General features: G+C 67.6%; 25 protein-coding genes. 11 read left to right on the top strand and 14 right to left on the bottom strand.

The annotated features are described in order from the left end of the window. Window positions 1-2 precede the first annotated feature (2 nt). The 3 genes from ABD932_RS30600 to ABD932_RS30610 all read right to left on the bottom strand — a co-directional run bounded on the left by ABD932_RS30600 (window position 3) and on the right by ABD932_RS30610 (window position 2,345). Entirely contained in the window at window positions 3-1,220 is a 1,218-nt protein-coding gene (locus tag ABD932_RS30600) for a WXG100 family type VII secretion target (RefSeq protein WP_345017562.1), read from the bottom strand. Window positions 1,221-1,276: 56 nt separating this feature from the next. Then, window positions 1,277-1,564, bottom strand: a complete 288-nt coding sequence (locus ABD932_RS30605) for a WXG100 family type VII secretion target (RefSeq protein ID WP_093911607.1) — start codon at window positions 1,562-1,564, stop codon at window positions 1,277-1,279. 109 nt (window positions 1,565-1,673) lie between these two features. Further along, window positions 1,674-2,345 (bottom strand): hypothetical protein, encoded by a 672-nt coding sequence (locus ABD932_RS30610; protein WP_345017565.1) that lies wholly within the window; start codon window positions 2,343-2,345, stop codon window positions 1,674-1,676. Window positions 2,346-3,265: 920 nt separating this feature from the next. On the opposite strand from ABD932_RS30610, the gene ABD932_RS30615 reads away from it, so the two are divergent. From ABD932_RS30615 to ABD932_RS30655, 9 genes are all read left to right on the top strand, one after another. Continuing rightward, window positions 3,266-4,921 carry a nucleic acid/nucleotide deaminase domain-containing protein gene (locus ABD932_RS30615; RefSeq protein ID WP_345017567.1) on the top strand — a complete coding sequence of 552 codons (1,656 nt, stop codon included), beginning with the start codon at window positions 3,266-3,268 and terminating at the stop codon, window positions 4,919-4,921. An 83-nt stretch (window positions 4,922-5,004) separates the two neighbouring features. Beyond that, window positions 5,005-5,634: an SUKH-4 family immunity protein gene (locus ABD932_RS30620; RefSeq protein WP_345017569.1), complete on the top strand. Its 630-nt coding sequence runs from the start codon at window positions 5,005-5,007 to the stop codon at window positions 5,632-5,634. Window positions 5,635-6,128: 494 nt separating this feature from the next. Beyond that, entirely contained in the window at window positions 6,129-6,902 is a 774-nt protein-coding gene (locus ABD932_RS30625; RefSeq protein ID WP_345017571.1) for a nucleic acid/nucleotide deaminase domain-containing protein, read from the top strand. Window positions 6,903-6,938: 36 nt separating this feature from the next. Then, window positions 6,939-8,783: a hypothetical protein gene (locus ABD932_RS30630; protein WP_345017573.1), complete on the top strand. Its 1,845-nt coding sequence runs from the start codon at window positions 6,939-6,941 to the stop codon at window positions 8,781-8,783. A gap of 346 nt (window positions 8,784-9,129) precedes the next feature. Continuing rightward, window positions 9,130-10,707, top strand: coding sequence for a hypothetical protein (locus tag ABD932_RS30635; protein WP_345017575.1), 1,578 nt, complete (start codon window positions 9,130-9,132; stop codon window positions 10,705-10,707). Beyond that, complete coding sequence (locus ABD932_RS30640) at window positions 10,707-12,446, top strand: outer membrane protein assembly factor BamB family protein (RefSeq protein WP_345017577.1); 1,740 nt, start codon at window positions 10,707-10,709, stop codon at window positions 12,444-12,446. Before ABD932_RS30635 ends, ABD932_RS30640 begins: the two co-directional genes overlap by 1 nt. Before the next feature lie 104 nt (window positions 12,447-12,550). Further along, a complete protein-coding gene (locus ABD932_RS30645) occupies window positions 12,551-12,868 on the top strand; it encodes a hypothetical protein (RefSeq protein WP_345017579.1) in 318 nt (105 codons plus the stop codon). Between the two features lie 542 nt (window positions 12,869-13,410). Then, window positions 13,411-14,106: a hypothetical protein gene (locus ABD932_RS30650; RefSeq protein ID WP_345017581.1), complete on the top strand. Its 696-nt coding sequence runs from the start codon at window positions 13,411-13,413 to the stop codon at window positions 14,104-14,106. Window positions 14,107-14,114: 8 nt separating this feature from the next. Further along, window positions 14,115-15,359, top strand: a complete 1,245-nt coding sequence (locus ABD932_RS30655) for a S8 family peptidase (RefSeq protein WP_345017583.1) — start codon at window positions 14,115-14,117, stop codon at window positions 15,357-15,359. 87 nt (window positions 15,360-15,446) lie between these two features. On the opposite strand, the gene ABD932_RS30660 is transcribed toward ABD932_RS30655, so the two are convergent. The 4 genes from ABD932_RS30660 to ABD932_RS30675 all read right to left on the bottom strand — a co-directional run bounded on the left by ABD932_RS30660 (window position 15,447) and on the right by ABD932_RS30675 (window position 18,132). Then, window positions 15,447-15,938: a hypothetical protein gene (locus ABD932_RS30660; protein WP_345017585.1), complete on the bottom strand. Its 492-nt coding sequence runs from the start codon at window positions 15,936-15,938 to the stop codon at window positions 15,447-15,449. A gap of 240 nt (window positions 15,939-16,178) precedes the next feature. Continuing rightward, complete coding sequence (locus tag ABD932_RS30665) at window positions 16,179-16,652, bottom strand: hypothetical protein (protein ID WP_345017587.1); 474 nt, start codon at window positions 16,650-16,652, stop codon at window positions 16,179-16,181. Between the two features lie 167 nt (window positions 16,653-16,819). Next, window positions 16,820-17,815: a WXG100 family type VII secretion target gene (locus ABD932_RS30670; protein ID WP_345017589.1), complete on the bottom strand. Its 996-nt coding sequence runs from the start codon at window positions 17,813-17,815 to the stop codon at window positions 16,820-16,822. After that, the gene (locus tag ABD932_RS30675) at window positions 17,812-18,132 is read right to left on the bottom strand and encodes a type VII secretion target (RefSeq protein ID WP_345017591.1); all 321 of its coding nucleotides are present in this window, start codon (window positions 18,130-18,132) and stop codon (window positions 17,812-17,814) included. Before ABD932_RS30675 ends, ABD932_RS30670 begins: the two co-directional genes overlap by 4 nt. Window positions 18,133-18,425: 293 nt before the next feature. Between ABD932_RS30675 and ABD932_RS30680 the strand changes: the two genes are divergently transcribed. Together ABD932_RS30680 and ABD932_RS30685 are read left to right on the top strand one after the other, a co-directional pair. Beyond that, the gene (locus tag ABD932_RS30680) at window positions 18,426-19,133 is read left to right on the top strand and encodes a hypothetical protein (protein ID WP_345017593.1); all 708 of its coding nucleotides are present in this window, start codon (window positions 18,426-18,428) and stop codon (window positions 19,131-19,133) included. A gap of 92 nt (window positions 19,134-19,225) precedes the next feature. Then, on the top strand, window positions 19,226-19,774 hold the full coding sequence (locus tag ABD932_RS30685; protein WP_345017595.1) for a hypothetical protein: 549 nt from the start codon (window positions 19,226-19,228) through the stop codon (window positions 19,772-19,774). A gap of 121 nt (window positions 19,775-19,895) precedes the next feature. Here the strand turns inward: ABD932_RS30685 and ABD932_RS30690 are convergent, their stop codons facing one another. From ABD932_RS30690 to ABD932_RS30720, 7 genes are all read right to left on the bottom strand, one after another. Continuing rightward, a complete protein-coding gene (locus ABD932_RS30690) occupies window positions 19,896-20,516 on the bottom strand; it encodes a hypothetical protein (RefSeq protein ID WP_345017597.1) in 621 nt (206 codons plus the stop codon). Between the two features lie 46 nt (window positions 20,517-20,562). Continuing rightward, window positions 20,563-21,273 (bottom strand): hypothetical protein, encoded by a 711-nt coding sequence (locus ABD932_RS30695; RefSeq protein ID WP_345017599.1) that lies wholly within the window; start codon window positions 21,271-21,273, stop codon window positions 20,563-20,565. Beyond that, complete coding sequence (locus tag ABD932_RS30700; RefSeq protein ID WP_345017601.1) at window positions 21,270-22,556, bottom strand: putative T7SS-secreted protein; 1,287 nt, start codon at window positions 22,554-22,556, stop codon at window positions 21,270-21,272. The genes ABD932_RS30695 and ABD932_RS30700 overlap by 4 nt, the downstream gene beginning before the upstream one ends. Then, window positions 22,556-22,882, bottom strand: coding sequence for a hypothetical protein (locus tag ABD932_RS30705; protein ID WP_345017603.1), 327 nt, complete (start codon window positions 22,880-22,882; stop codon window positions 22,556-22,558). The genes ABD932_RS30700 and ABD932_RS30705 overlap by 1 nt, the downstream gene beginning before the upstream one ends. 207 nt (window positions 22,883-23,089) lie before the next feature. Then, complete coding sequence (locus tag ABD932_RS30710) at window positions 23,090-23,317, bottom strand: hypothetical protein (protein WP_345017605.1); 228 nt, start codon at window positions 23,315-23,317, stop codon at window positions 23,090-23,092. A gap of 293 nt (window positions 23,318-23,610) precedes the next feature. After that, a complete protein-coding gene (locus ABD932_RS30715) occupies window positions 23,611-24,264 on the bottom strand; it encodes a hypothetical protein (RefSeq protein WP_345017607.1) in 654 nt (217 codons plus the stop codon). 129 nt (window positions 24,265-24,393) lie between these two features. After that, the gene (locus ABD932_RS30720; RefSeq protein WP_345017609.1) at window positions 24,394-24,699 is read right to left on the bottom strand and encodes a hypothetical protein; all 306 of its coding nucleotides are present in this window, start codon (window positions 24,697-24,699) and stop codon (window positions 24,394-24,396) included. Window positions 24,700-25,044 lie beyond the last annotated feature (345 nt).

Genomic DNA, 25,044 nt, shown 5'->3' on the forward strand with positions numbered 1-25,044 from the left:
TCTCAGGCCGCCAGCGTCTGGTGGAACTTGTCACCCGTGGCCGGCCAGGGCATCGTCTGCACCTGCTGCGGAGGCGTGCTGCTCCCGCCCTCGTCCCCTCCGAAGAGAAGTTTTCCGGCACCGAAGAGAGAGCCGCCCGCCTTCATCGGGAGCGAGATCTTCCAGACATCGGCTTCGGGCAGGGCCTTCCCAAGCCTGCCCAGAACCTGCTTGTTGATCTGGTTCGCGACGACGCCGTTCTTGATGCCGCCCATCAGGCCCGCGCCGGTCCCGCGGATGGCTCCGGCGAGCTTCGCGCCCTTCGCCGCGCCCTTGATTCCGGTGATCAGGCCCTTGGCCGCCCCGAGACCGGGGAGAAGGCCGACAGCATCCATGCCGATCTTGAAGGGCGAAGCTCCACCCATCCAGTGGCCTGCCATGGCCGCGCCCGCGAACACCATGGAGCCCGCGCCCAGAATCGCCGAGGCGACCTGGCCACCGATCGGGAGGACGTTCACCACAATCGCGGCCGCGGCGAGTGCGCTGGAGATGGTGGAGAACAGGTCCGCGTTGTCGATCAGGAAGTTCTTGAAGCCGTCCCAGGCGCCCTTCAGGCCATCCGTGATCTTGTCCCAGACGCTGATGTCCGGCGGGCGGTTCTTCGACGCCTCGCGGATGGCCTTCTCGGCCTTCTCGGCCTGCTCCTCCCAGTTCTTGCGGAGCTCCTCGCCCTTCTTGATGAGCGACTGCAGATCGGCCGCGGCCTCCTTGGCCGCCGCCGAGGCGGAGTCGGCCTCCTCCGAGAGGGACTTGGCCTCCTGCTCGGTGAGCTGGCGGAACATCGCCCCTTCGATCTTGACGTTGACCCGGTCGACCGCTTCGTTCTTCTGGTCGAGCCGCTTGCGGGCATCGAGCGCCTGTTCCTCGAGGCTCTTGGCCCGCTGCTGCATGGTCTGGAGTTCGTCGTGCCAGCTGCGGAGCGCCCTGGAGCAGGCGTTCATCGACTCGTGGCCCTGCTTCAGGTACTTGGGCAGCTCGCCGACCTTGTCCTGGAACTTCTTGGCGGCCTCGCCGTCCCAGACCCCGTCCGTCTTGCCGATGCTCAGGAGCATCTCGCGCATCTCGTCGAGCTCGTCGCCGACCGTCTTGACGTCGTACGCCAGCGACTCGATCGTGTGCAGATCGCCCTTGGCCGGGTTGAACGTCAGACCGGGCCAGTTGGGATCGTCGAACATTCCCATCGTCTTCTCCCCGTTGTGTACGAGTTGTGCAGGTTTTCGGATCAGCGAGGCCAGAACTACGCCTGGCTGAAGCCCTTTTGCAGCTCCTTGTCGGTCGACTCGTACGACTCGACAGTCTTCTTGAGCCCCTCATGCAGCTGCTTGGCGCCGTCGGCGATCCGCTTGATGCCGTCGCCCCAGTCGTCCTGGAAGTCGTCGCAGGCGTTGTCGAGACCGTCCGTACCCAGCCCCTTGGGACCCACCTTGTTGAGCCGCTCCTGGGCGCCGCGCATGCGGTCGTCCACCTGGTCCAACCTGTTGATCAGGGTCTTCATACGATCGACATCGATCTGGAAGTCCGCCATCCCCGTGTCTCCCCGTAGTTGTGATCCAGTGACCGCCGCACAGATTATCGGAGCCAACCTCCGTGATCCACGGAGAGGTTCGCGGTCGCCAACATGGCATGGCTGCCCGTCAGATGCCGTCCCACATGTGCAGCACGGCCTGGGCGTAGGCGAGCCGGAAGTCCACCCGAGGCGACTCGAAGTGGAAGATGCAGCCGCCTCGGTAGTCGATGACGGCGTCGGAACCACCGGACCGGTGCCACAGCGCACGACTCGGAGGTTCCAATTCCCAGGCCGACTCCTTCTTCGCCTCGTCCTTGTCCCCGAGCATCAGCAGCAGGAGCCCTTGGACGGTCGAGAGCGCCCACACGACGGAGTAGATCGGGAAGCCGAGGAGCGACCAGGCCACCCAGCCCCCCACCGTTCCCCTCTTCGCGGTCAACGGCTCGCCCCCGCTCGCCGCTTGCAAGATCCAGTGCGCACGGCGCGGCCAGGGCAGCACACGTCCGCCGCTCCGAGTGATCCGCCCGATGACCGTGCCGTCGCCACCGCGAACGTCGTAAGCGCCTTCGTCGATGGACCGGACGGAGCAGAGCACCTCACCCTGCAGGCCGCTGATGTGGAACGGCGGCCGTGCCGTGCGCCCTCCCTTCGGGGCGTCCTGCGGCACATGGACGTACGCGATCGCGTTACCCTTCGTCGCCGGGTCCACCGAACGGATGGTGACGGTCGGCTCCCCGGCCGGGACCCGGTCGTACCTGCTCAGCCTGTAGTTCTGGATCTCGACCATGGTCAGTGGCATGGGGTTCGGACTCGGATGCGGCGTCGAAGCCAGGGCCTGCCCGTACTGTCCCGGCGCCTGCGGCTGCCCCGGCGGCTGTCCTTCCGAAGCCCATCCCTGGCCCTGGCTGCTGTAATTCATGGCCGCCCAACTGTCGGTGCTGTTTGACGATGACGATGACGAGACTCAGGATCGCAGAGGTGGGTCGGGCATGTCGTGGGGCGGGTGGTGGCCGAGCGATCCGCTGACCGCTCCTCCACAGGACGGCCACACCACCACGCTGAACTGTCCATACTCAGCGCGCCGCGCACCGTGAAGGTGTGGTACCGGCACTTGTTCGCCTGGTCCGAATTCGTGGACGCCGCCCCACACTTGGGAGTCGGCCGTGTGCTGTCACGACGAAGGAAAGACCCGGTGTGCAACCGCACGACAGCGGGAATCCCCAGCGAGGTCATAGTTGCAGCTCGCCGCCCGAAGCTTGTCCGCGCTCTCCTCATGTGCGGGGCGCGGCGCCCTCGCCACGTCCTGCCAGGCGGTGACGCATCGCTCGAAGGCAGGACCTGAGCCCTCGCCCCCGTAGGCGTCGTAGACAGAGCACCACTCGCAGGGCACCTGCGATGCAGCCGAGCCGATGTCCTCGGCGGCGTCAGGGCGACGGGCGTTCTGCTGATACCCGCTCGTGTCTCAATCGACTGGGTCGTCGTATCCCCCCGGAGTCTCATGCGCCCAAGCTCAGCGTGACCTCAGCAAGCTGCGGAAACGACAAGCAACCTTGGGCTGAGGTTCGGCCTGCCGACGTGGAGGCGACCGGAGCAGCTCCCGGTGCACGGTCGCCCAGCGACAGCCATGTCATAGATCGAGACCAGTGCGCCTTGACGAGCTTGCACACATGAACTGTTCGAAGTTACGTTCCATCAAGTCGCTTTCGAACGGGGGTTCTTGTGGGCGTCACCCTGCCGAGTTATCTGGACGAGGCCCTTGATCTGATCGGTGTCAGCTGGCCGAACGTCGACGAGGACGACTACCGCGACATGGCGACGGCGATGCGCGAGTTCGCCGACGACATCGATGACGGCGCCGGGGAAGCCCACAAGGCGATGACCGATCTGCTCGGGGGGAACGAAGGCCTCGCGGTACAGGCGCTCGAGAAGCACTGGGGCAAGGTCAAGGACACACACCTGGCCAACCTCGCCGAGGCGGGGCGGTTGGCGGCCACGGCGCTGGACGGTGTGGCCACGGTGATCGAGGGCGCGAAGCTCGCGGCGATTGTGCAACTCGGCATCCTCGCCGCGGAGGTGGCGGCGGCGATCGCCGCGTCGCCCGTCACGCTGGGCCTGTCGACGCTTGGGGGCCTGGCGGCGACACAGGCCACCCGGATCGCGGTCAAGCGCATCCTCAAGGAAGCTTGCGAACAGATCCTCGAACGGGTCATCGAGACCGCGACGGGGCCGGTCTTCGAGGCGCTCGGCTCGATGGCCGGCGACCTGGTGGTCCAGTTGGGCGGCAACGCCCTCGGCGTACAGAACGGCGTCGACCTCGGCCAGACCGCCAGGGCCGGCAAGGAAGGCCTGAGCGAAGGCATCGACAGCGCCAAGGCGAGCGCCGACGGGGCGATGAGGCTGAACAGCGCGACCGGCCCCGGCGGAGGCAGCGGCCAGTTCAGCCTGGACCCGGATTCGTTCGACAGGGCCGGTACGCAACTCAAGAGCGCGGGCGGCAAGATCCGCAACGGGGCGGGCGGCAAGCTGTCCCGCGCCAAGTCCGCGCACGGCCGCACCAAGGGCAAGGACCCGCTGGCGGACGCGGGCAACGCCGGGCTGGAGCAGGTCGTAGAGGGCATCGAGCGGGGCGTCAAGCGGTCTGCCGATCACCTCGAGGAGAACATGACCCGTGGCCTGAAGAAAATGGCCGCCAACCACAAGGACAACGACGACCGAACGTCGACCGAGCTCCAGAACATCGGCAAGAAGCACGTCTACCATGTGGATGACCAGGGGAAAGTCACCCGTCTCACCTCTTCGGGGCACCAGGATCTGACGGCGGACGACAGAGCCCGGCTCACCCCGCTCAACCTGCAGGGGGACCATGTCGGCCGGAGGGTGGCCGGTGACTACCCTTTGCCCGCTCCGGCGGATCGGAAGAGGAAGTCCTCGGAGCAGGTCGCCTTCGGAAGCACCGATCTGTCACAGGCCACGAGGATGGCGCGCGATGCCAACAAGGACTACGGGCAGGCCCGCAAGGGAAAGTTCACCAGCCGTAACTACGCTGCGGCCCGGTACGAACCGGGGGGCTCCGAGAAGGAGTTCATACTTGTGGGCCGCAGCAAGTGGCCCAGCTCGCATTCGGAACGGCAGGTCGGGATACCGTTCCTCGACACCGGGAACGCGAAGGGGATGTCGGAGCTCTATACCGAGCGCGAACCGTGTACGACCGGGCCGGGCGCCAAGGACTGCAGTGCTTGGATATCGGAACATCTCCCGGACAGCGTGCGTGTGTCGCACACCGTCGAGTACGGCGACACAGCCGAGTCGAAGCAGAAAGGCAACGACGAAATGGAGCGGTACCTCAACGGTATCAATCCGAAGAAGAGGCACTGAAATGACTGCGAGGCCGCGACACCCACCCGCTCCGCGATAAATGCCCCACGGAAAGAATCCCGAACCGGCCAACAGGACGAAATATGCCCCAGCTCGCTGATCGCATGATGATGCAGTCCGTCTTCCCCGCGGAGCGGCTTGTGACCCTGGACGAGAGAAAGCTGCCCGCGGAACTCGGCGAGTCCACCCGTTCGCTGCTGACCGATGTCGGCCTTCCGGACGACCGGAGTTCCTTCTTCGTGCTCGACGGCGGGCTCTTCGACGGCGAAACCCCGAACAAATTCCGCCGTTGCGCGGAACTCCGCTTCTTCTCCCGGTACCAGGAAATGCCGATAGATTGGGAGAACTGGCTGGTCCTGGGGGAAATTTTCGCCGATGTCGTGGCCCTGGACCCCGTCTCCGGCGCCGTGTACTGCCTGCCGGACGGAGAGTACCGGGCCTGTCCCCTGAACCAGAACCTCGACTCCTTCCTCTATTTCCTCTATCTACTGGAGCTCGAACGCCCCAACTACGACTTCTCGGTGTCGGACGAGATCCCGGACTCGGAGGGCGTGGCAGCGTCCCTGAGAGAGCGGATGATCCGCGTCGATCCGCTCCCGTTCGCGGGGGTGGAGCCCTCGTGGTCGGATGAGTTCGACTGGGAGGCCGAGGACGCGCCTCGCATGCCCACCTGGGATGTTGTCCTTTCGAATGTGTACGAGTCCATTGGCTAGACGGGACGGTGCGCATGTCCTGCGCGATGTCGGCATTCCGACCCGCCCCAATCCCTGCTTCGACTTCGACGACGACATCGCCCTGGACGGAGTCACGGGAGTCGTTCACTGCTTTCCGGGTGACGCGTCGAGGATCTATCAGCTCAACAAGGATCTCAACTCCTTTGCCCAATTTCTCCACCGCTGGAGAAGGAACGCCTGAACAACGACTTCGAGACCGTACAGGAGACCCCGGCCCTGAGGGCGCAGCACGGCGTGTGACCGAGCAGATGACGGAAATCGACCCGGAAGCTCTGGCGGTGCGCAATTCCCGCTGGCATGACATCCTCGAGTACGTTGGCAGCCCAGAGGCCCGGTGAGCGAGCGGTGACAATATCGTCGGCGGCACGTGATAGTTTCCCCACGTGGTAATGGTCTTTCCCAGGGGTGTGGCAGCGATGAACGGCAGCGAAATTCGGCATTTCGGGCGGACTCCGCCCGCCGGTGCGGCCGACGTGCCCCGCAGTGTCCGGCGGCTCGCGCAGATCGCCGTCCCCCTGGCGGTCGGACCGTACTTCGCCACGGCCGAGTCCGACCATGTGCCGCTGCAGGGGTTCGCGCAGTCCGTCGGGCGCACGGTCGTGCAGGAGGAGTGCCGGCAGTGGGCACGCCTCGGCTCCGACCGGGGCTTCGAGCTCTGCGCCGACGACGAGGGCGTCGTACGCGCCGTACTCCTCGACTGGTTCGAGGCGTTGAGGTTCGTGAACTCGGCACCGGAAGCGTTCGCCCAGTCGCTAGCCGCGCTCGACCAGGCCCTCGCCGCGATTCTCGGCACCGATCTGCCCCAGGAGGCGGCCGCCGCGTACGCGGACCTCGAACAGCGGCTGCGGACTATCGACCCGCCGGCGTTCGAGGGGCGGGAGAACTGGTGGCCGCTCGTCCTCGACGACATCAGGGACACCGCGAGCGCGGAGTGGTTCGCCGCGTTCGAGATCGTCGACGAGCGCGGCAAGAAGCAGATCGTCACGCAGTCCGGCGGGATCGGCGTCCACCCGGAGGAACGGCTGTGGGGCCGGCTGCGGGCCGCGGGTGTCGAGCCGCAGCAAGTGCTGCGGATCCACACCGAGTTGGAGGCCTGCTTCACTCCGGGCCACTACTGCTCGATGTGGCTCGGGCAGGTCTTTCCCGAGGCGCAGCTGACGCACAACTTCCCCTACGGGGAGACGGCCGAGTCCCGTGCCGAGGGCATCCGGCTGCTGCGCGAGGCGACGGGGCAGCCGCCGCGTTAGGACGCCGGGACACGACAAGAGGGGGAGCCGTACGACATGACCGTCGGTGCCGTAACTCCGGACATGGCCTCTTGGCCACCGCTCGATGACGACAAGCGGGCCCACGGGCGGCAGCTGCTCGACTGGGCCGCCGACGACAGCGGGGCCGGGCCCCGGCTGTGCCTGGTGCGCGGTGCCGAACGCAGCGGCAAGAGCCATCTGCTCGCCTGGTTGCTGGCCGGGGCGACCCGCAACCCGCAGACGACCGTCCACGCCACCATCCTGGCCGAGGGGCTGACCGCCGAGACCTTCGCCTGGGAACTGGGACGGCAGCTCGGCTACGGTCCGCTGTCCCCGGAGCGTCTCCTGGACCGGATGGCCCATGACGAACGGCCACTGCTGCTGCTCGTATCCGATCTGCACCGGGCCGGTGCGGGGCCCGCGGATCTGCCGCCGGCGACAGCGGCGTCCCTGGTCGCCGACCTGCTGGAGCCGTTGCTGACACTGCCCCACCTGCGCGCCGCCGTCGAGGTGGGCGACGCTGGGCTGCTGCCCGCGGACGACGCCGAGACCATCGACCTGCCTGCCCGCACCGCAGAGCCCCGCGAGAGCGACAACCCCCGGTCCGAGGAGCTCTTCGCGACGGTCCCGCGCACCCCAGACGGCCGACCGGACTGGACGCAGGCGCCCGCCCCTGTCCTGCGCCACATCCTCGACGCGGCCCTGCGAGCCGACGACGCAGGTGCCGCCGTACGCAGCCTGCTGGCCGACCCCGGATTCCTGGTGCACGGCTCGGCCACCGCGCTCACGGCCGTACTCGCCGACGAACGCATCCCTGTACCCGGTCAGCTTCGCGAGGTGTGGCAGCACGCCGCACCCGAACTGACGGCGCACCACACGGACAGCGCCGAGCGTGCCGCCCTCCTGCACACCGCCGCCGCAGGCACGGACCCGGCACTGACCGAGTATCTGCGCCCCCTCGCCCAGCAGCACTGGTGGTCCACACGCTGGGCACGGCCGGACCTGCGGCCGGCCGCACTGGCCCTCACGCCCGGCGAGGAGCACCGCCTGCTGGCGGCCGACGTCATGGGGCGGCTGCGGACGCACGACGTACACGACGGCGGCCCGGCCGACGCGGCGAGCGATCCGTCATCGATACGCCCGGGCTCCGCGCCGCCCTCCGCACGACCGGGCCCCTCCCCGTCGTACGAACTACCGGGTTCCTCCCCTTCCTTCGTACGCCCCGTTTCCGTCGCCCCCCGCGACGCCCGCTCACTGCTCCTGCTCGACCAGTCCGCCACGCTGCTGCCCCTCACGACCGAGGACGATCCGACCGCCGCCACCGTGCTGGGGCACATCGCCGAGCACCATGGTTCGGCCGCCCTCACCGAGGCCGAATCCCAGGTCACCGCGCTCGGCAGCGCCGGCCCGCAAAGCCCTTACGCGATCGTCGGCGACCAAGGCGGCAACCTCCATGTCTGGTCCCTGAGCGACTATCAGGACACGCCCCGCTCTCACCGCGTGCACGAGCAGCCGGTCACCGCAGCCACCTGCCTGCACATTGCCGCCGACGGCCTGACCCTCACCTTCAGCGCCGCACTCGACGGCTCGGTGCGCCTGTGGGAGACCTCGGCCGAGCCGATGCCGGTCCCCGTGGAACAGCGCCCGACCCTGGCCACCGCCCTCGCCGCCGCCCAGACCCCCGCCGGCCCCGTACTCGCCGTCGCCTGGAGCGACGCCGAACTTCACCTCTGGCACGTGTACTCCGGCCAGATGCGCGTACTCCCTCTCCTGGACGCATGCCACGCCCTCGCCCTCACTCCCGACGGCCTGCTCCTCGTCGGAGGTCCCGACGGGCTGTATGCCGTACGACTGCGACTCGACGCGCTCTGGGAGCTGTGACAGCGGAGTGGCTGGCGCGGCGTCGTGACAGCGGAGTTGTGAGGGCGGTGGCCACACAACATCTTCACGAGCTTTATCACATGGATAGGGAACCGCCCCGGCCTGCAACTGACCTGCTTGTAGGGTGTCATGAGCATTAACGGGGATGCTGAGGCATGAGCGGCGAGTCATCGCCCGTGCGAACACACTGAAGTTGGTCACGCTGAGCTGATCAGGCTCAGCCGAGGGGGTTGAGCGTTCAGGCAGCGCTCCATTTCTCTGTGGGCTTCGCGGCCACGAGCTCTCCGATGCATGCGCGGCACTTCCCGGTCCCGCGCACCATCGAGATTCAGGGGAGAGCGAGTTCATGTCGTACCCTCCGCCGCCCACAGGCCCGGGCGGCGCGTATCCGCAGGGGCAGGGAGGGTGGGCGCCGGCGCCACAGCACGGCGGCGCGCCGTACCCGCCCCAAACCACGCCGGGACCCGTCGGCTACCCGCCGCAGTATCCGCCCGGCACGCCTCCAGGCTGGCCTGGGGCGGCGCCCCACACGCCGTACCCGCAACAGCAGCCCCCGGGGGGAGGCGGCGGTGATCAGGGCAAGGGTCTGAAGAAGGCCGTCATCGGCGTCGTCGTCCTGGCCGTGCTGGCGGTCCTGGGAGTCGGCGGGCTCGCCGTGTACCAGGCCGTCGGCGGCGGCTCGCTGCCGTCCGCGGGCGGCGACACGCAGAGCGAGCAGTTGCTCAGCCCCGAGGACATCGAGGAGTTGCTCGACGGCCGTAGCCAGGCGTTGAAGAGCGGTGACGAGGACGCCTATCTCGCCCCCTTCACCGGCAAGGCCAAGGCCACGCAGCAGAACCTTTTCCAGAATCTGCGCAAAATACCCTTCTCGCAGGCCGAGTACTCCATCCTCAACCAAAGCGGCAACACCACCGACGAATACGGCGACGGGGCGTCGGTCGCCCTCGACGTCGCCTTCGTCCACAAGATCCAGAACGTGGATGTCCGGCCGGTGTCCGAGTGGTACCGATGGATCATCAAGCGGGAATCGAAGGACGCCGAGCCGCAGATCACCAGAGTGGGGCCCGCGTCCGGCGCCTACGGCTCCGCGAGCTACGTGTACTACCCGGCTCCCTGGGACCTCTACGAGGACATGCACGTCGTGAAGCAGGACCACTCGCTCACGATCTCGGACAAGAAGTACGCCGCGGACACGGACCGTTTCGCGCCGTACATCGAGAAGGCCGCGAAGGACGACATCGAGCTGTGGAAGTCGAAGGGGCCCGCGGGAACCGAGACTCCCACTGGATTCGTGACGGTTCTCGAGCGCGACCGCAAGACGTATTCCTCCCTGTACGGCTCGCAATCCGTCGAGTGGGAAGCCGGCCAGAGCGTGGCGATGCCCAGCTTCGACGCCGATTCCAGCGGTGCCGAGAAGGACCTGGAGTACGGCGGCGCCCGAGTGAAGATGGACATGTCCGGGAAGCGCTTCACCAACGCGACGTACTGGCCGAAGCTCGTCCAGGAGATCTCCCACCACGAGTTCGCGCACGCCATCGTCCAGCCCCTCGAGGCCGCCTCCGGCTTCGACTCCGAGAACTACCTGAGCTGGTGGGTCGTGGAAGGTTTCGCCGATTACGTGGCGTTCCGTTTCGACCGCGAGCTCGGCGAATGGAGCATCCGGAACGACGTCACCGGTAAGGCATTCGGGGGCTCACTTCCCAATGACGCCGGGTTCGACGACGAGGTCTCCACGAATTACACGCTCAGCTACATGGCCATCCGGTTCATCGCCGAAAAGGGCGGCGAGGCCGCTGCGTTGAAGTTCGTCACCGACCACTACGACAACCCTGACCAGCTCGACCAGCAGCTGCGCGAGGCCACGGGCATGGGCAAGAGCGAGTTCGAGGCCGCCTGGGCCAGTTACGTGAGGAGCAACAGCTGATGTCCACAGACGGTATGCAGGGCGCCGGCGGCGGGTACGGCCAGCAGCCTCCACCGCCCGTACCCCCGCCGGGATACGGCTACCCCCAGCAGCCTCCGGCGCCACCGCAGGGCCCTCCGCAGAGCCCACCACAGCCTCCGCAGCCTCCCCAGCAGTACGGGTACGGTGCGCCGCAGCAGGCCCCGCAGCCTGGGCCGCCGCAGGCTCCCCCGCCGGGATACGGCCATCCCCAACAGGCGCCTCAGGGCTACGGGCATCCCCAACAGTCCCCGCAGGGCTACGGATACCCGCAGCAACCTCAGCAGGGCCCCGGCTACCCCCAGCAGCCCCCGCAGGGGTACGGCCAGCAGCCTCCGCCCGGGTACGGCTACGGCGGCCCCGGCGGTCCTGGAGGCCCCGGCGGCCCGCCTCACCAGGGGAACGCGCGCAAGAAGCCGGTCGGGATGATCGTGCTGCTCGTCATGGCCGTACTCGTCCTGAGCGGGGCCGGTTACGGGGCCTGGTACATGTTCGTCGGCTCGGCGAGCAACAACGTGCTGTGGAGCGTGGCCGCCCCCAAGCCGCAGGGATCGACCGTCGACGCGAACATCGGTACCAACCGGGGCACCTGGTTCACCGACAAGGCGGTGGTCCAGGCCCTGACCGGCGGAGTGAAGGCATACGACCTCGATACCGGGAAGCAGCTGTGGGCCGCGCCCTTCCCCGGCGGCACCAGCCAATCGTGCATCGCGCCCGAGGACTCTTCGGGCGACATCGGTGTCGTCACCTATGGTGAGAGCAGGGCCTGCGACCACGTCGTGGCATACGACCTCAACACCGGCAAGAAGCTCTGGGACAAGAAGATCAGCCTCGGTGACTCCTCGGACGGTGCGTCGGTCGCTCGTGCCGGCGACGTCGTCGTCATCAATGGCGGAAACACGGCGCTTGCCCTGAAGGCGGCCGACGGTACACCGGCCTGGAATCCGAAGCGGTTCGCCACGGCCGACTGCGGCAGCGGCGGCTTCAGCGGTGGCGAGGCGCTGCTCAGGGTCCGTCACTGCCAGATCAGCGACCCCGACGACCCCGACTGGGGAGATGGATGGGACGAGGTCTCGCTGGTCGATCCGGCGACCGGCAAGGCCCGGTGGACCTACCGTCACGAGATCCCCGAGGACAGCTTCGGCGAGCTCTCCAGCGGCAGCGTTCTTTCGACCTCTCCCATCGTCATGATCCGGGACGGCGACAACGGAGAAGCCCTTTTCTCCCTTGACGACAAGACAGGGAAGGTACGCAGCGAGTTCTCCCCCGCCAAGCCGGCTGAATACCTCCATACTTCCGGCTCGGACGGCGGTCGCTGGCCGGAGGCCGGCGTCTTCGGTGACACGTTCGTCATGGGCGTGTCCGAAGAGAACAGCAAGGGCCTCATGGTCGCTTACGACCTCGACAGCGGTAAGCAGCTGTGGAAGACGGAGTCGGCCCAGGGCAAGGAGTACTACCCGCTGCCGACGGCCGGAGGCGATCGCATCCTTGCCTACGTGACCAGCAATGACAACGACAAGGGATCCGAGCTGGTCGAATTCGGAGCCGAGGACGGTTCGATGAAGACGGTCGTGGAGTACCCGATCGAAGTCGACAAGGCGATGTCCACTACCGGCAGGCCCTTCTGGCACAAGGACCGGCTCTTCATGGCCTTGGCGGACCCCCTCACCGGCTTGGGCGACAAGGCGTACACCCTGGTCGCCCTCCCCACCACCGACTAGCGGCGACACAGACAGACAGCCGCCGGGTGCCCGACTCCCACGAGGATCGGGCACCCGGCCGTATGACGACCCCGACCACTTGCGCCACGGAGACCGCCGGCCTCATGCCACCCGACGCCCCCACTCCACCCGCATTCCCACCCACAACCCCCGAACAGGCCCTCGCCATCGTCCGCAGCCGCTACGCACAACCCGAGCTGCCGGACGGCACCCCCGCTCCCCTGCACGTCCACGAATTCGACATCGGCTACCTGGTGTACCCGACGTTCCCGCCTGCCACCGATGCCTCGGGCCCGCCCCGGCCCGCGGCACCGGGCGGCAGCAAGATCATCGTCGCCAAGGACACCGGCGAGACGGTCGCCGTCCCCAACTACCCGGTGGAGACAGCCATAGCCCTCTACCGCGGGCAAGCCCGTCAATAAGATCGTTATGGGAGCTCCACGGGACCGCACACACCTTGCGTCTGCGAAGGTCATAAGGTGTCGGGAGACTCACGGGGGACGCCGAAAGGTGTGCGAGTGGCTCGAGTCGAGCCTCGCGGTGACCTGGGTACGGGTCGGTGGAGATGCGGGCTCCTGTCGTGTGAGCCCGGACCACGCATCGTGCTCCCTCGCAGAAGGACGTGTGAGAGGGAACCATGTCTTACCCCACGCCGCCCAGCGGCGGTAATCCGTATGGGCAGCCGCCACCGCAGAGTGGTTGGCAACCGCAAGGACAGGGGGCGGCCCCGGTCCCGCCGCCCATGCCGGCGGCACCCCCAGGGCCTCCCCCGGCTGCCGCTCCGGCTCAGCCGGGTCCGTCTCCGTACGGCGGTTACGCCGCCCCGCCCGCGAACCACCCCGTCCCCGGAGGGCCTGTCCCTGGCGGCGCTGTTCCGGGATACGCCGTCCCCGGCGGCCCTGTGCCCGGGGCGCCGGTGCCCCCCTCGGGCGGCGGACGAACCGGCCGTAAAGCCTTCGGCATCGTGCTCACCGTCTTCGGCGTGCTCGGCATGCTCGGCGGCGGGGCGCTGGTGGCGCACGCGTACAGCAACGCGCAGCAGGTGATACCCAACCAGGCCTACACGTCCGTGGTGTGGCGCAACGAAACCACCGAAGCGCTCTTCCCGGAGACCATCGGCGACCCTCCCAACTACACGTACGAGGCGTCGGACAAGAAGATCGCGCAGTGGAACCGGATGGGTATCTCCGAGGACACCTCGTGCTCCAAGGGCCTCAGCGGAGAGACCAAGGAGAAGGCGCTGGAGCTCGGCTGCGAGGCCGTGCTGCGTGCCACGTATGTCGATCTCACCGGTGAGATGGTGGCCACGGTCGCGATCGTCGTGATGCCCAAGGACAGCGAAGCCGGGTCGGAACTCGGCCAGTACCTCGAGGATCAGTCGGGGGAGGACGTCCCCGATGCCGCGGTGGTTCCGCTGAAGGTTCCCGGGACGCTCGCGGCCAAGTGGCAGGAGAGCAGGCGCAACGGCATGGGCGGGGACCCCGTCGGAACGTACGCCGTCGCTGTCACCACCGGCGCGGTCGACGGGCGCAATTCGGCCAACCTTCCCGGCGACTTCGGCGAGGGCGTCGGGACAGTTGAGGACCGAAAGCCCTGGATGGACGAGGCCGACGCCCTCGCCACCACGTTCGGCACCCACATCATGAACCTGGCGAGGTGAACACCGCGGTGAAGTTTCAGACCATACGCGCGACCTGCACCGTGGTAGCCCTCGCCGGCCTGCTGGGCACGCTGGCCACCACGCCCGCGCAGGCGGCCACGCCGGTCGGCTGGGAAGGGCAGGCGCTCGGCCTGTCCGCGGCGCAGCAGCAGAGCCAGGGCGAGGGAATGACCGTCGCCGTTCTCGACTCGGGTGTGATGGAGAACCATCCCGCCCTCAAGGGCAAGGTGACCACCGGCCCCGACTTCCTCGAGGACGGGCTGGAGCCGGGGGACCGGAAGTGGGGGCAGCACGGCACCGCCATGGCCTCGGACGTCCTCAAGGTGGCCCCGAAGGCCAAGATCCTCTCTGTGCGCGTGATCGACGACGAGAAGAACGACACGCCCGACGTCAAGGACCTGGAGGACCTTCGGAACCAGGGCAAGAGCCCCATCGAGGAAGGCATCCGTTACGCGGTCGACCACGGGGCCGACGTGATCTCCATGTCGCTCGGCAGCAGCGACTGGTTCAACACGTACTCCGCCGAGGAGTCCGCGGCCGTGGACTACGCCCTGGTCGCAGGCGTGCCCGTGCTCGCCTCGGCCGGCAACTCGGGTGACGGGCTCAACAGCGTTTCGTACCCGGCCGGTTACGCGGGAGTGATCGCGGTGGCCGCCATCCAGCAGAACGGCACCCGCGCCGACTTCTCCACGGTGCACACCTACAACGACGTCGCCGCGCCGGGCGTCGCCATCACCAGTGCGACGAACACCGGCGGCTACAAGCCGGTCAACGGCACCTCGCCGGCCTGCGCGCTGGCCGCCGGCGTCGTGGCGCTCATGAAGGCGAAGAACCCGAAGCTGACCCCCGCTCAGGTGAACGACGTCCTGATCGCCACCACCAACCGGCCCGCCGGCGGCGGCAGCGCCCTGCTCGGCTACGGCCCGATCAACGCGGCCGCGGCCGTGCAGGCCTCCTCCTCGCCGCCCGAGGACGAGACGGCGCCGGTGGCGTACAAGGGCAAGGAGTACCTGGCGACGCCGGACGGCACGCCGAAGAGCACGCACCCCGAGCTGGAACAGGAGCTGTGGATGACCGGCGCGGTCGCTGGCGGCGTGGGGCTGGTGATGCTGATCGGGGGTGTGCTCCTGATACGGTCCGGGCGCCGCAGAGCGCCGACGTCGGCGCCGATGGGACCGGGCGGAGCGGGCGGACCGGGCGGACCGGGCGGACCGGGCGGCATGATGCCGCCGCAGGGGGCCTACCCGCGCTGAGTGCGCAGACTGCCGCTCAATGAGAAGCTCCTGTCGGCCGGAGGCGCATCCGTTCCGCCGGCCGACAGGAGCTTTCACGTTCGCCGATCAGGCAGATACGGCGGCCGCCACCGCCGCCGCGACCCGGCCGACGGCTCGGTCATGGACCAGCATCAGCCCCGAGCAGTCCTGCCCACCCGATGGGTCCTCCTCGTACACCCAGTACAGCGCCAGGAACTGCGCCAGCAGCAGTACGGGTACGACGCACACAGCCGCCGCGGCCACGCGCCCCTGCCACACCGCCCCCGGCCGGTGCCCCCGCCGGCGCGCCCCGCGGCGCAGGGACAGCAGGAGCAGCAGGGCGGCCAGGCCGCAGACCGGGGCGGCCCAGGCGGTGACGTACATCCGCATGGACGGGCCCAGATACCGGCAGTTCTGGAAGGTGTCGCCACCGAAGGAGAAGTGGGCCGCCGGCAGCCCCGCCGAGGCGACGACCAGGACGGGCACCAGCAGGGACCGGCGGCGCCAGGAGGAGGCGAGGGCTGCGGAGGCAGGCGTCGGGAGAGGACACTCACGGCCCTGGACGTGGCGTGTGTGCACTCGAGTGTCCTCTCGGCCAATGTGCTGAGCTCGTACTTCCAGTTCCGCGAGGTCCAACTCACGGTGAGTAGGCCGTAGGTCTCGAGGAACTCCGGACTTCCCAGATCGCCCGCCGCCGGGAATGTCACTCGTCCGACCAGTACCTCTCCTCCGAAGCCAGGCACCCAATGTCCGGCAATTCCGGGACACCTTGAACTTCCAGGTGTGACGGCCGGCTGTCCGAGTGCAAATCCCCAAGCCCTACGACGCCATGGGCATGGTGTCCCGCCGAAGGTGCTCCGGGAACGCCGTGAAGAAGTTCACGGCTCCCTGGCTGGGCAGGCACACCCTCACCCAAGAGCCGTCATTGAAACCGATCTCGTAGGTGTCCGCGTCCACATCCGTACGGTGCCGGATCCAAGCCACGTGATGCGCCTCTGTGCTCCACCCTTGCTCGACCACGCCCAGCTGCCCGGCAGTCCTGCGACGCGCTCGCTGCACATATGCGATCCCCAACCGACGATCCGTCAGCTGGAGGACCGGCAGTGCACCCGTCGTTTTCGACACCGGCCGGAGCGCGGCGGCCAGCTGCCCGCCGAGGCTGTTCCAGCCGCCCTCCAACGGCTTGCCGTGCCTGCGCCGCCGCTCGAAGAGCCAGTCGAAGCCGCCGATCTCAGGCAGGGTCACCAGCCGCCAGAAAACCCGGGAGACGCCCGCCAGCCTGTCCCCGGGCATCCGAAGACCGCGCAGCACCCGGGGCCGTCGACTCCGCCGTGGCTTCGGCAGTCCGTGGCCCGGCAGGGTCACTTCACTGCCGAGCAGCCGCTCATCACCCTGCAACGCCTCTGCAGCCCGAGCCCTGACCTCTTTGTAGGGCACACGGCGGAAATCCACAGGCAGGCTCATCCGAAAACTTCCCTCACCGATAGGGCCGACCGCTCCTTGAAGCTCTGCGGTTCCGGCCGGTTCTGGTACTCGGCCTGCTCCGCAGTGGGCTTCGGCGTGGCTGCGTCCTGGTGCGCCACATCCCACGTACGGTCACCGATCCGCACCTCGTCCAGGCCGGTGGTCCGGTGAAGGGTCCGTTCGGCGCCGTCCGCCCATCCCGCGACCGCCCCGTCGACATCCCACCCGGTTTCGTGCTCCAGCACACTGCCCGCCGTGGGCGCCGCATCGATCGCGGCTCCCACCATCTGAGCGCCGAGTGCCTTCTTGACCGGGTACTTGACGGCTGTCTTGATCTTCTTGCGGGTCGGCTTGTGTCTCCACGCCGCCCTGGCCTTGGTACGGAGCCGCCGCAGCTTCTGCAGCGCCCGCAGTCGGTCGGCCAAGTCCTTGAGCCGGTCGGCCAGTTTCGCGGTGATACGTACGGCCTTCAGCATCCGGTGCGCCGTGCCCGCGGCGGCGATGAGTGGTCCGATCGCCGCTCCCACCCCTGCGGTGAGCAGCGCCACGATGGCGGCCGTGGCGGCGGCGACCAAGAGTGCCTCGACGATCTCAACGATCAACTCGACCATCGCCTCCTCGGCGACGGCACACGCCTCGGCCGCCATCTCCAGGAGTTCGGCGATCGTGATCATGTCCTCGGCCTCGTCGAGCAGACCCTGCTCGAACTCGGCCATCTGGCCGCTGAACGCCTTGGCCGCTTCACCCGTCCAGGACGCCTCGAGTGTCCGGCGCTCCGCCCGCAGATCCTCGACCACGCCCTGCATGTCACGGGCGGCAGCGCGCCACTCCTGCGCGACCGCGAGCAGCCGTTCGTTGTCCCCGCTGACCTTCTCCAGGTAGTCGTCGAGCCCGAGCTCCTTGATGGCCGCCCGGATCGTCCCGTCGAGGGCCCCGGCCAGGGGGTTGCTCCAGTCGACGGAGAAGCCGACCCTGTCCAGTGCGTCACTCACGCGGTGTCACCGCCGAACGCACGCGCCTGGTCCTCCTCGTTGGCATCGTAGGCATCAGCGCTCAGCCGCAGGCCGTCAGCGATCAGCTGAAGCGTCTCCGTCACGTCGCGCAGGTCCTCTCCGGCCTGCGTCGACTGCGTGTCGTAGTCCGCCTTGAGGCCGTCGGACTCCGCCAGCTTTCCGAAGACACCACTACTCAGGTCCAACCCGGACGTACGGCGCCGGATCACCGCCACTCGGTCGCCGGCACTGTCCAATGACTTGGCGAAACGCCGCAGCGCCGCGCTCTCGACGTCGTACCCCGCACCCTGGCTCATCCTGCTTCCCCACGAGTTCGATCTTGCAATGTGCAAAGCCTAAACGCCGGGTTCCCACGTGAGGTGAAGTGGTCATGGCACATCCACACGCCCTACGCCCCAGGACCGCATTCTTCGCTCGTGCCAACGCCCTCACCTCGTGCGATGGAGTCACGCATCTGCACACGATTGAGGTAGAGCGTCAACCACCTGTCCCTGACGGCCCCTGCCCACCACCTTCTCCTGGCGCTCTCCGACTGTCGGCTACGATCCGCTGAGACGGCTGACGGCAAGACAGTGAGAGACGTGTTCGGGTGAGATTCTCGGAGCTGCGTTCCTGGTCGGGCTTCAAAGACTGGATCTCAGGTGCCGCAGTTCCCGACCATCACGCCCATCACGCCCATCACGCCATCGCTCGTGAGGCGCGCATCCGGGCCAGGGCGGCCCTCCCCGCAGGTGAGCGACTGACCGATTCCCACGTCGTGGCGATCGGCGAAGGCGTGCCGACACCTCCGAATCGCATGCGGCGGGACCTGTTCTCGGAGGCCAGGTCGACCAGTGATCGCTGGCTGACGCGTGCGGCCAGGACCGAGCAGTTCCTTGACCGCATGAATCCGGTGAACGCGGCAGTGGACGCCTTCGACAACCGGCGCAAGTACAAAGAGCAGGCGCTGTTCGGGGATTGGGGCAGCGCTGCGGGGCAAATGGCAAGCGCTCTGCAACCCCGTGAGGAATGCGATGCCGTGTCGGTTCTCCTGCTGGGGGACCGCGGCCTGCACCTGGTCCACGTCCAGATGTCTCCGGACGGACGGGAGGTGGGGCCAGGTATCCAATACGGGTGGGGTGTTCCTCGGTCACGTGTGGCGTGGATCCGTAAGCGCAATGGCGCGCGACACGGCACTCATGAGATCGGTTTCGATGACGGATCTTGGGTGAGCGTCTACTTCCCTGTCGCCGGCTGGGGAACGCTGGTGGAAGCCCTCGCCAACCTGAACGGCGGCTCCGGTAGCCGGGCCCGGTGATGCACAGTCCCGTTTCGTTCCCGGAGCCGCGAAAGGGAAAGGAGGACGATATGCGAGAACCATCTGTGCGGGGACGGGATACGCAAGTCCCCATGGACAACGCCGCCTTCGACCACCCAGGGACTCGCACGGCCTGGGCCAAGGCAAGGGGCACGATCCGCACACGCCTGTCGCTCGTGACCTTCCTCTGCGTGGCGTCGTTCGTCACGCTCAGCGTGCTGCAGGGGTTCGGCATCGTCGCTCTGCCCGGCGCCGAGAAGAAGGACGGCGGCATCCTCGGCCTGGTCCTGAGTCTGCTGCTCTTTGTCTACATCGTTTTCCTCTACCTCTACGTCAGCGCCCTGCGCTCCCTCCAGCGAGTCCGGCGCCTCCTCGAGGCACACCCGTGGCGACCGATTCCCGGGGCTCGCAGGCACCCCGCCCTCAAGGATCCGAACGGCGTGCCCATCCAGCTCCAGCTGAACGCGGCGGCGGGGCCCGCGCAGTCGGACAACTTCATGTCGGCCCGCGGTGCCGTCCATAGTCGCCGCTGGCCGGAAGCCATGGAGTACGGCGCCTGGTACGCGGGCGATGTCGAGGGCCACGGTGTCCTCGCTCTCCCCGGCGGCACCGACCTCATGGAGGTCGAGCCCCGTCGCTGAGCCCGGGCTACTCCCGCGGAAGACCAGCGTGTAGCGCGAGCGCGCGGCCGGCTCGGGCCTGGGCTCAGCGAACTGCCGGTAGGAGACGACAGCCTCCTACCGGCAGGAAACAACCTTCTGACTACCGGTAACGCACAGGCCTCTTGATCCCGGCCCGCTTCGCCTGCCCGATGCGGACTTCCCCGGCGCTGTCGCGCTCCTTCGCCGACAACGCCCACTCGGTGGGCTGCATGAAGAGCAGCTCACCACTGCCCGGCACGATGGCCGCGCCGCCGAACGGATCGTCCCCGGCGAACCACACGCCGTTGGCGATGCCGTCCGGCCATCGGGAGCGCCCCAGGGGATCCTTGGCCAGCAGGGTCACCGGCTGACCAGTACCGGCCTTGTCGCCGAACCGCAGGTGGAGCCGCAGAGGCCTCTCCAGCTTGACCTTCTCGACGGGCGAGCGGAATTCCAGAGGGTACGTACGGAGGGCCCGTGCGCACCGCCAGGTCAGGAACAGACGGCCGTAGAGAAGGAAGAAGGCGAACAGGAATCCGAACATTCCCGCGATGGCCAACGGCAACAGGTACCCGCGGACGTCCATCGGCCACAAGAACATCTGGACAAACAACACCGCACTGGGCAGACCGAGTCTGGCGAACCGCGCCAGCGCGGAGCGGTAGTAATACCTCAGTGCGCCCTTGAAGTCCGTGCCGTCCGTCGCATAAGGCGCCTGCGCCGTCTCTGACGCATCTGACACAGCGGAACCTCCCGTCTCGCCCGTGCTCATCCGAAGGGGTTCCTTTTCATCCGAAGGGATTCCTCGTATCGGGCCCGGCCCCAGGAGCTCCGAACGGTCCGGACGCGCCGTTCGCCGCGGCCGGAGCCGCCGGGTCGGTGAAAGTCACCGTACGGGCGACGCCCAGCAGCACTCCACGGTAGTCGTCGGCCAGCTGCACGGACGGAGTCACCATCTGCACGGTGATGACCGACGAGGAGCGCGTGTCCGGAATGACCACCGTGCCCTGCCAGACCGTGTCTTCCAAGGGCTCGTCCTGCCCCTCGGGCGCAGCGCCCGGAGACACGGTGCGCCGTTCCGACTCGATGAGGAAACCCGTCCCGACCGGCAGTTCCACCGGAACGACGCCGTTGTCCACGCCGGTCCCGGCGCCGGCCGCCAACATCTGGGTGAGCGCGGCCTTGGCGTTCCCCTTCGGCGTCGCGAGCGTGGAGACGGTCAGGACGGACATCAGGGGGTCGCCGTTGTCGTCGGGGTGCATTCCGAGTGCGCAGCCCTGGACCTGCTGGCTCTGCAGCATGCTCACGACGACGGCGTAGAGGCGGAACACCTGATCGGCGCGGTCACGGGCCTCGGCAGGAAGTTCGTTGATCTGCCGGGCCATCTCCAGGAGTCCCTCAGCCGTCGGCTGGAGGTCCAACTTGAGGTAGCCGTACGGGAGTCCGTACCAGTACTCCGGCTTCGGCTCGGGCGGCGCGATGTCAAGGAAGCTGTTCACAGTCGGATGCCCCTCATCATTTCGCCCATGTCCGTCAGAATTCCGATGGCGCCGCTCTTCAACCCGGTCGAGGCAGCGCCGATCTTCGTCACCTCGGAGGCATCATGCCCGTAGCCGTTCTTCGGAAAGACGCCGGCGGTCTCCAGCGACGAAGCCGCGTTCGCGAGTACGTTCGCGCCTTGGATGGAGTACTGGAGCGCTCCGACCGCCGGATCCGTCGCGGCCTCGAGAGCCTTGAGCTTGAAGGCGGGCACGATTTCGCTACCGAAGTTGGCCATCTTTGACCCGAGCGACAGGGCCTCTCCGCCCTCCCGGGCGACCGCCGCCGCGAGCCCCGCCTCACTCCCTGCCCTGGCCAGCGCTCCGACGCCGGGCACCATTCCGAGGGTGTCACCGACCATCGCGCCCCAGGCGAACGCCCCTTCCTTCCACCCGTACTTGCCCATCAGGGAATCCCTGAAGTCCTCGCTCGAGAGGTTCTTGGTCATGGCGAGTGCGCTGGCGCCCACGGCGATCGCCGCGAAGATCGGCGCGGCAGGCGTCGGGAGGAGGGCGAGGAGACCGGCGATCGCGCCGATGGTTCCAGCGTGCTCGTAGATCTGCTTGCCGACCCAGGCGATGCCCTCACCGATGGCCGAAACGGTCTTGCTGAGCCACCCCGGCTCCTTCGGAGCCAGCTTGTCGTCGGCCTCGTCGAGCTTGCCGGCGATGAACTCGGCCCGCTTGGTGTGGTCGTCCTCCAGCTCTTGCGCCTTCTTGATGACGTCGTTGTACGCGGTGGTGGCGTTGTTGAGCTGGGTGGTGGCTTCGTTCAGCGCGCTCTCGGCGGCACGCAGCCGGGCCGTAGCGGCATCGGCCTCCGCCTGGGAGGGGTACTCCTTCCCCGCGAGCTTGAGGTCCGGGTGCTTGCTGGCCTCGTCATGACGCTGCTGGGCCGACTCGCGGGCGGTCTTCTTCTCAGCCGCGGCGTCGTCGTACTTCTTCGCCAGGTCCCGGTGGGATGCGAGGTCTCCGTCCCATGTGCCCAGCCAGCCGGCTGCCTTCCCCAGGGACTGCCCGGCGTTCCTCATGTACTCCTTGAGGTCGCCGTCGAGGGAGTCACGGAAAGCGTTCGCCGCGTCGCCCTCCCAGGAGGAGCTGGCCGCGAGCAGTCTCTCGATCTGGCGGTGGCAGTTCTCCAGCGTCTCCGCTGCGGACTTCACCTTCTTCTGCAGCGTCGATACCGCTTCCGGCACGCCGGGAACGGGATTCCAGCCGAGGTTCGGATACGGGTTGGCAGCCATCAGCGGGTCCCCCCTGCGTTCGCGGCCGCCGTGTCGCCCATCTGCTTCAGGGCCTTCGACAGTTCCTCTTCGAACTTCTTGTAGCTCAGCATGGTCGTCTCGACGCCCTCGCCGACCGCCTTGATCAGGTCCTTGAGCTGGTCGGTCCCGTACGCCCACCTGTCCTGGAACGTGTCACAGGCCTCGTCCAGCCGAGGCGTTCCGATCTGGTCGGCCCTGACATCCGCGAGCGCTTTGCGCGCCCCCTCCAGTTCCTCAACCGACCGCTTCAATGTGTCACCAAACGACTTCAAATGGTCAAGATCGACCTTGAATTCCCCAGCCACTGAGGACCCCCTTGTTGGTTGCGCGAAGCGATCAGTTGCGACGCAGGGGGCGATAGAGCACCCCCGTGGCGATGACGCGGGCACAGACTATCGTCGAGTCTTGGAGATTTTGTGACGACTGAATCGTCACATTGAGTGAGCGAACGATCATGAAACATTCGAGCGCACGCGCTCTGCGATTTCAAGATCGACTAATGGCTGATCGAGTCAGGCGCCCTCGAGGGATGACAGTGCGAACGCCAACGGCAGTGTGGCGACTGCCAGGACAAGCCCCGTCGCCGCCATCCCCGCACGGATCTCCCGCTTGCCCCGGACGCCCAGGTAAGCGGCGATCAACGGCATGAGGAAACACAGGAGAAGGCTGTGGTGCCAGCCCTCTTCCTTGACGAGGAAGACCATGACACTCAGACAGGCCGGCACCGACGCGACGCTCATGACCTGACAACGCGAGAGGAAGAGCTCCAGACTGTCGCTCCCGCCAAGGAATGCCATGCTCCGGACCGCCTTCTCTGCCTGTACCGCACGGTGGCCGGGGCCACGGGTGCACCTGAGGGAAACCGTCCGCCGCCGCGAACGGCCGAACGCCCTGGTCGCGACTCGGCCGAAGCCGTTCGCGCCGGATGTGGGGCGTACGCTGATGATCTCGCCGCAGGTGAGCATAGTGCGGCCCTATGCATAGCCGTGCCGCATGAGGTAACCCCGAGGACCCGCGGGCCGGCGGGCAACTGCTAATCCCCCGCCGGGCCGACTGCCCACAACTGGATTCCACGCCAGCGCATTTGCCGAACAAACCCCTCCAGTTCTTCCATGAGTGCGGCACGTTCGTAAGCAGATCCCGGATTGCCCACGGTGTTCTTGCAGTTGTCGTCCCGCCGGGCAGCGGACTGCAGAGTGAACAGGGCCGGGCCGTCGGAGCACTTGGCCGTCGTCCAACTGACGCCGCCGTCGGCGTCCCGCTGGTGTGCGGGCCCGTCGAGCGACGGTGTGTCCTCCGCCCCGTACTCCAGGTAGTCGACGAACGCCTCTTGCGCGTAAGGACCGCACTCGGCTCCGAGTACGTAAGCGGCATTGAGGTCCGCGTCTGCCAGCCTGCCGATCTCGTACGGGGCGCCCCCGCGGTCCGTTTCGGCGGCGATGGACACGCTCTGTGCGGTGGGAATGCCGGAGCACGTCCCGTCTGCCGTATCGAGCGGCTCGTACGCGTCCTTGCTCACCGGCAGGCCGAGACTGCGTACGGGCTTTCCGAGTTCGGCGCCACAGTGCCGGGCCTTGGACACCTTCGCCGCGGTGAAAGTGGCGATCCTCGCGAACTCCGGCCTGTTCGCCGGGTTGTCCAGCGTCTTGTCGACCGTGGTCTCGACGGTGACGGACAGGCCCTTCACGCTCCCGGCCTTGGCGCACTGAGCGCGCCCTCGCCGTAGTCGGGGGCGGCGGATTGGCCGAGCGGCCCGGCCCAGCTCGCAGAAGAAGTCGACTACGCCACGGCCTCAACGCGCGGGGCAAAGATCAAGTCAGCCCTTCTGCGGTTCTGCCGAGCGGCGCAGCACCAGCCACACGGGGAGGTCCCGTGTGCCATCGCGTTGGTCAGCCATCCAGCCGTGCTCCTGCGCGATCTGCAGTGCCCGCCTCGCACCGAACTGCCGGAAGTAGCTGTCGTCGATCTCGATGCGGCCGTCCCTGTGACGCCACAACGTCCCACTGCTCTGCCGTCCTTCGAGCACGGGCGCTCTGCCGTCGAACACCGCCCGCAGTTGGTCCTCGACCCACAGCGCGTCGTGGGAGCATTCCCGGCGCAGACGCTTTCGGTTCAGCCACATACGACGCCTCCATCGGAACCTCCGGCCGCTGCCGGGTGGAGCCGGCGCATCGATGTCCCAAAGGAAAGCGAAAGGGAAGAACACCGCGAAGTACAGGAACAACAGGAGGAGGTACGGCACAAGCCACAGCGCTCCCAGCACAGGGAACCACAACCACTGCAACACATACCGAATGCGCGACGTCACGACGGACTTCGTGGGTCGGGAACCCATCAAGGGGTCAACATCGAGGGAATTCATCCGATCAGGCCTGCCTGATTTTTTTCCTGTTCATCCAAAGGGATTGAGCCCGGCGGCGCGGTCGACGACCCTACCGGCGGTTTCACGCACCTCGTCGATCGACTC

Source organism: Streptomyces shaanxiensis (genome assembly GCF_039537145.1).
Taxonomy (GTDB): domain Bacteria; phylum Actinomycetota; class Actinomycetes; order Streptomycetales; family Streptomycetaceae; genus Streptomyces; species Streptomyces shaanxiensis.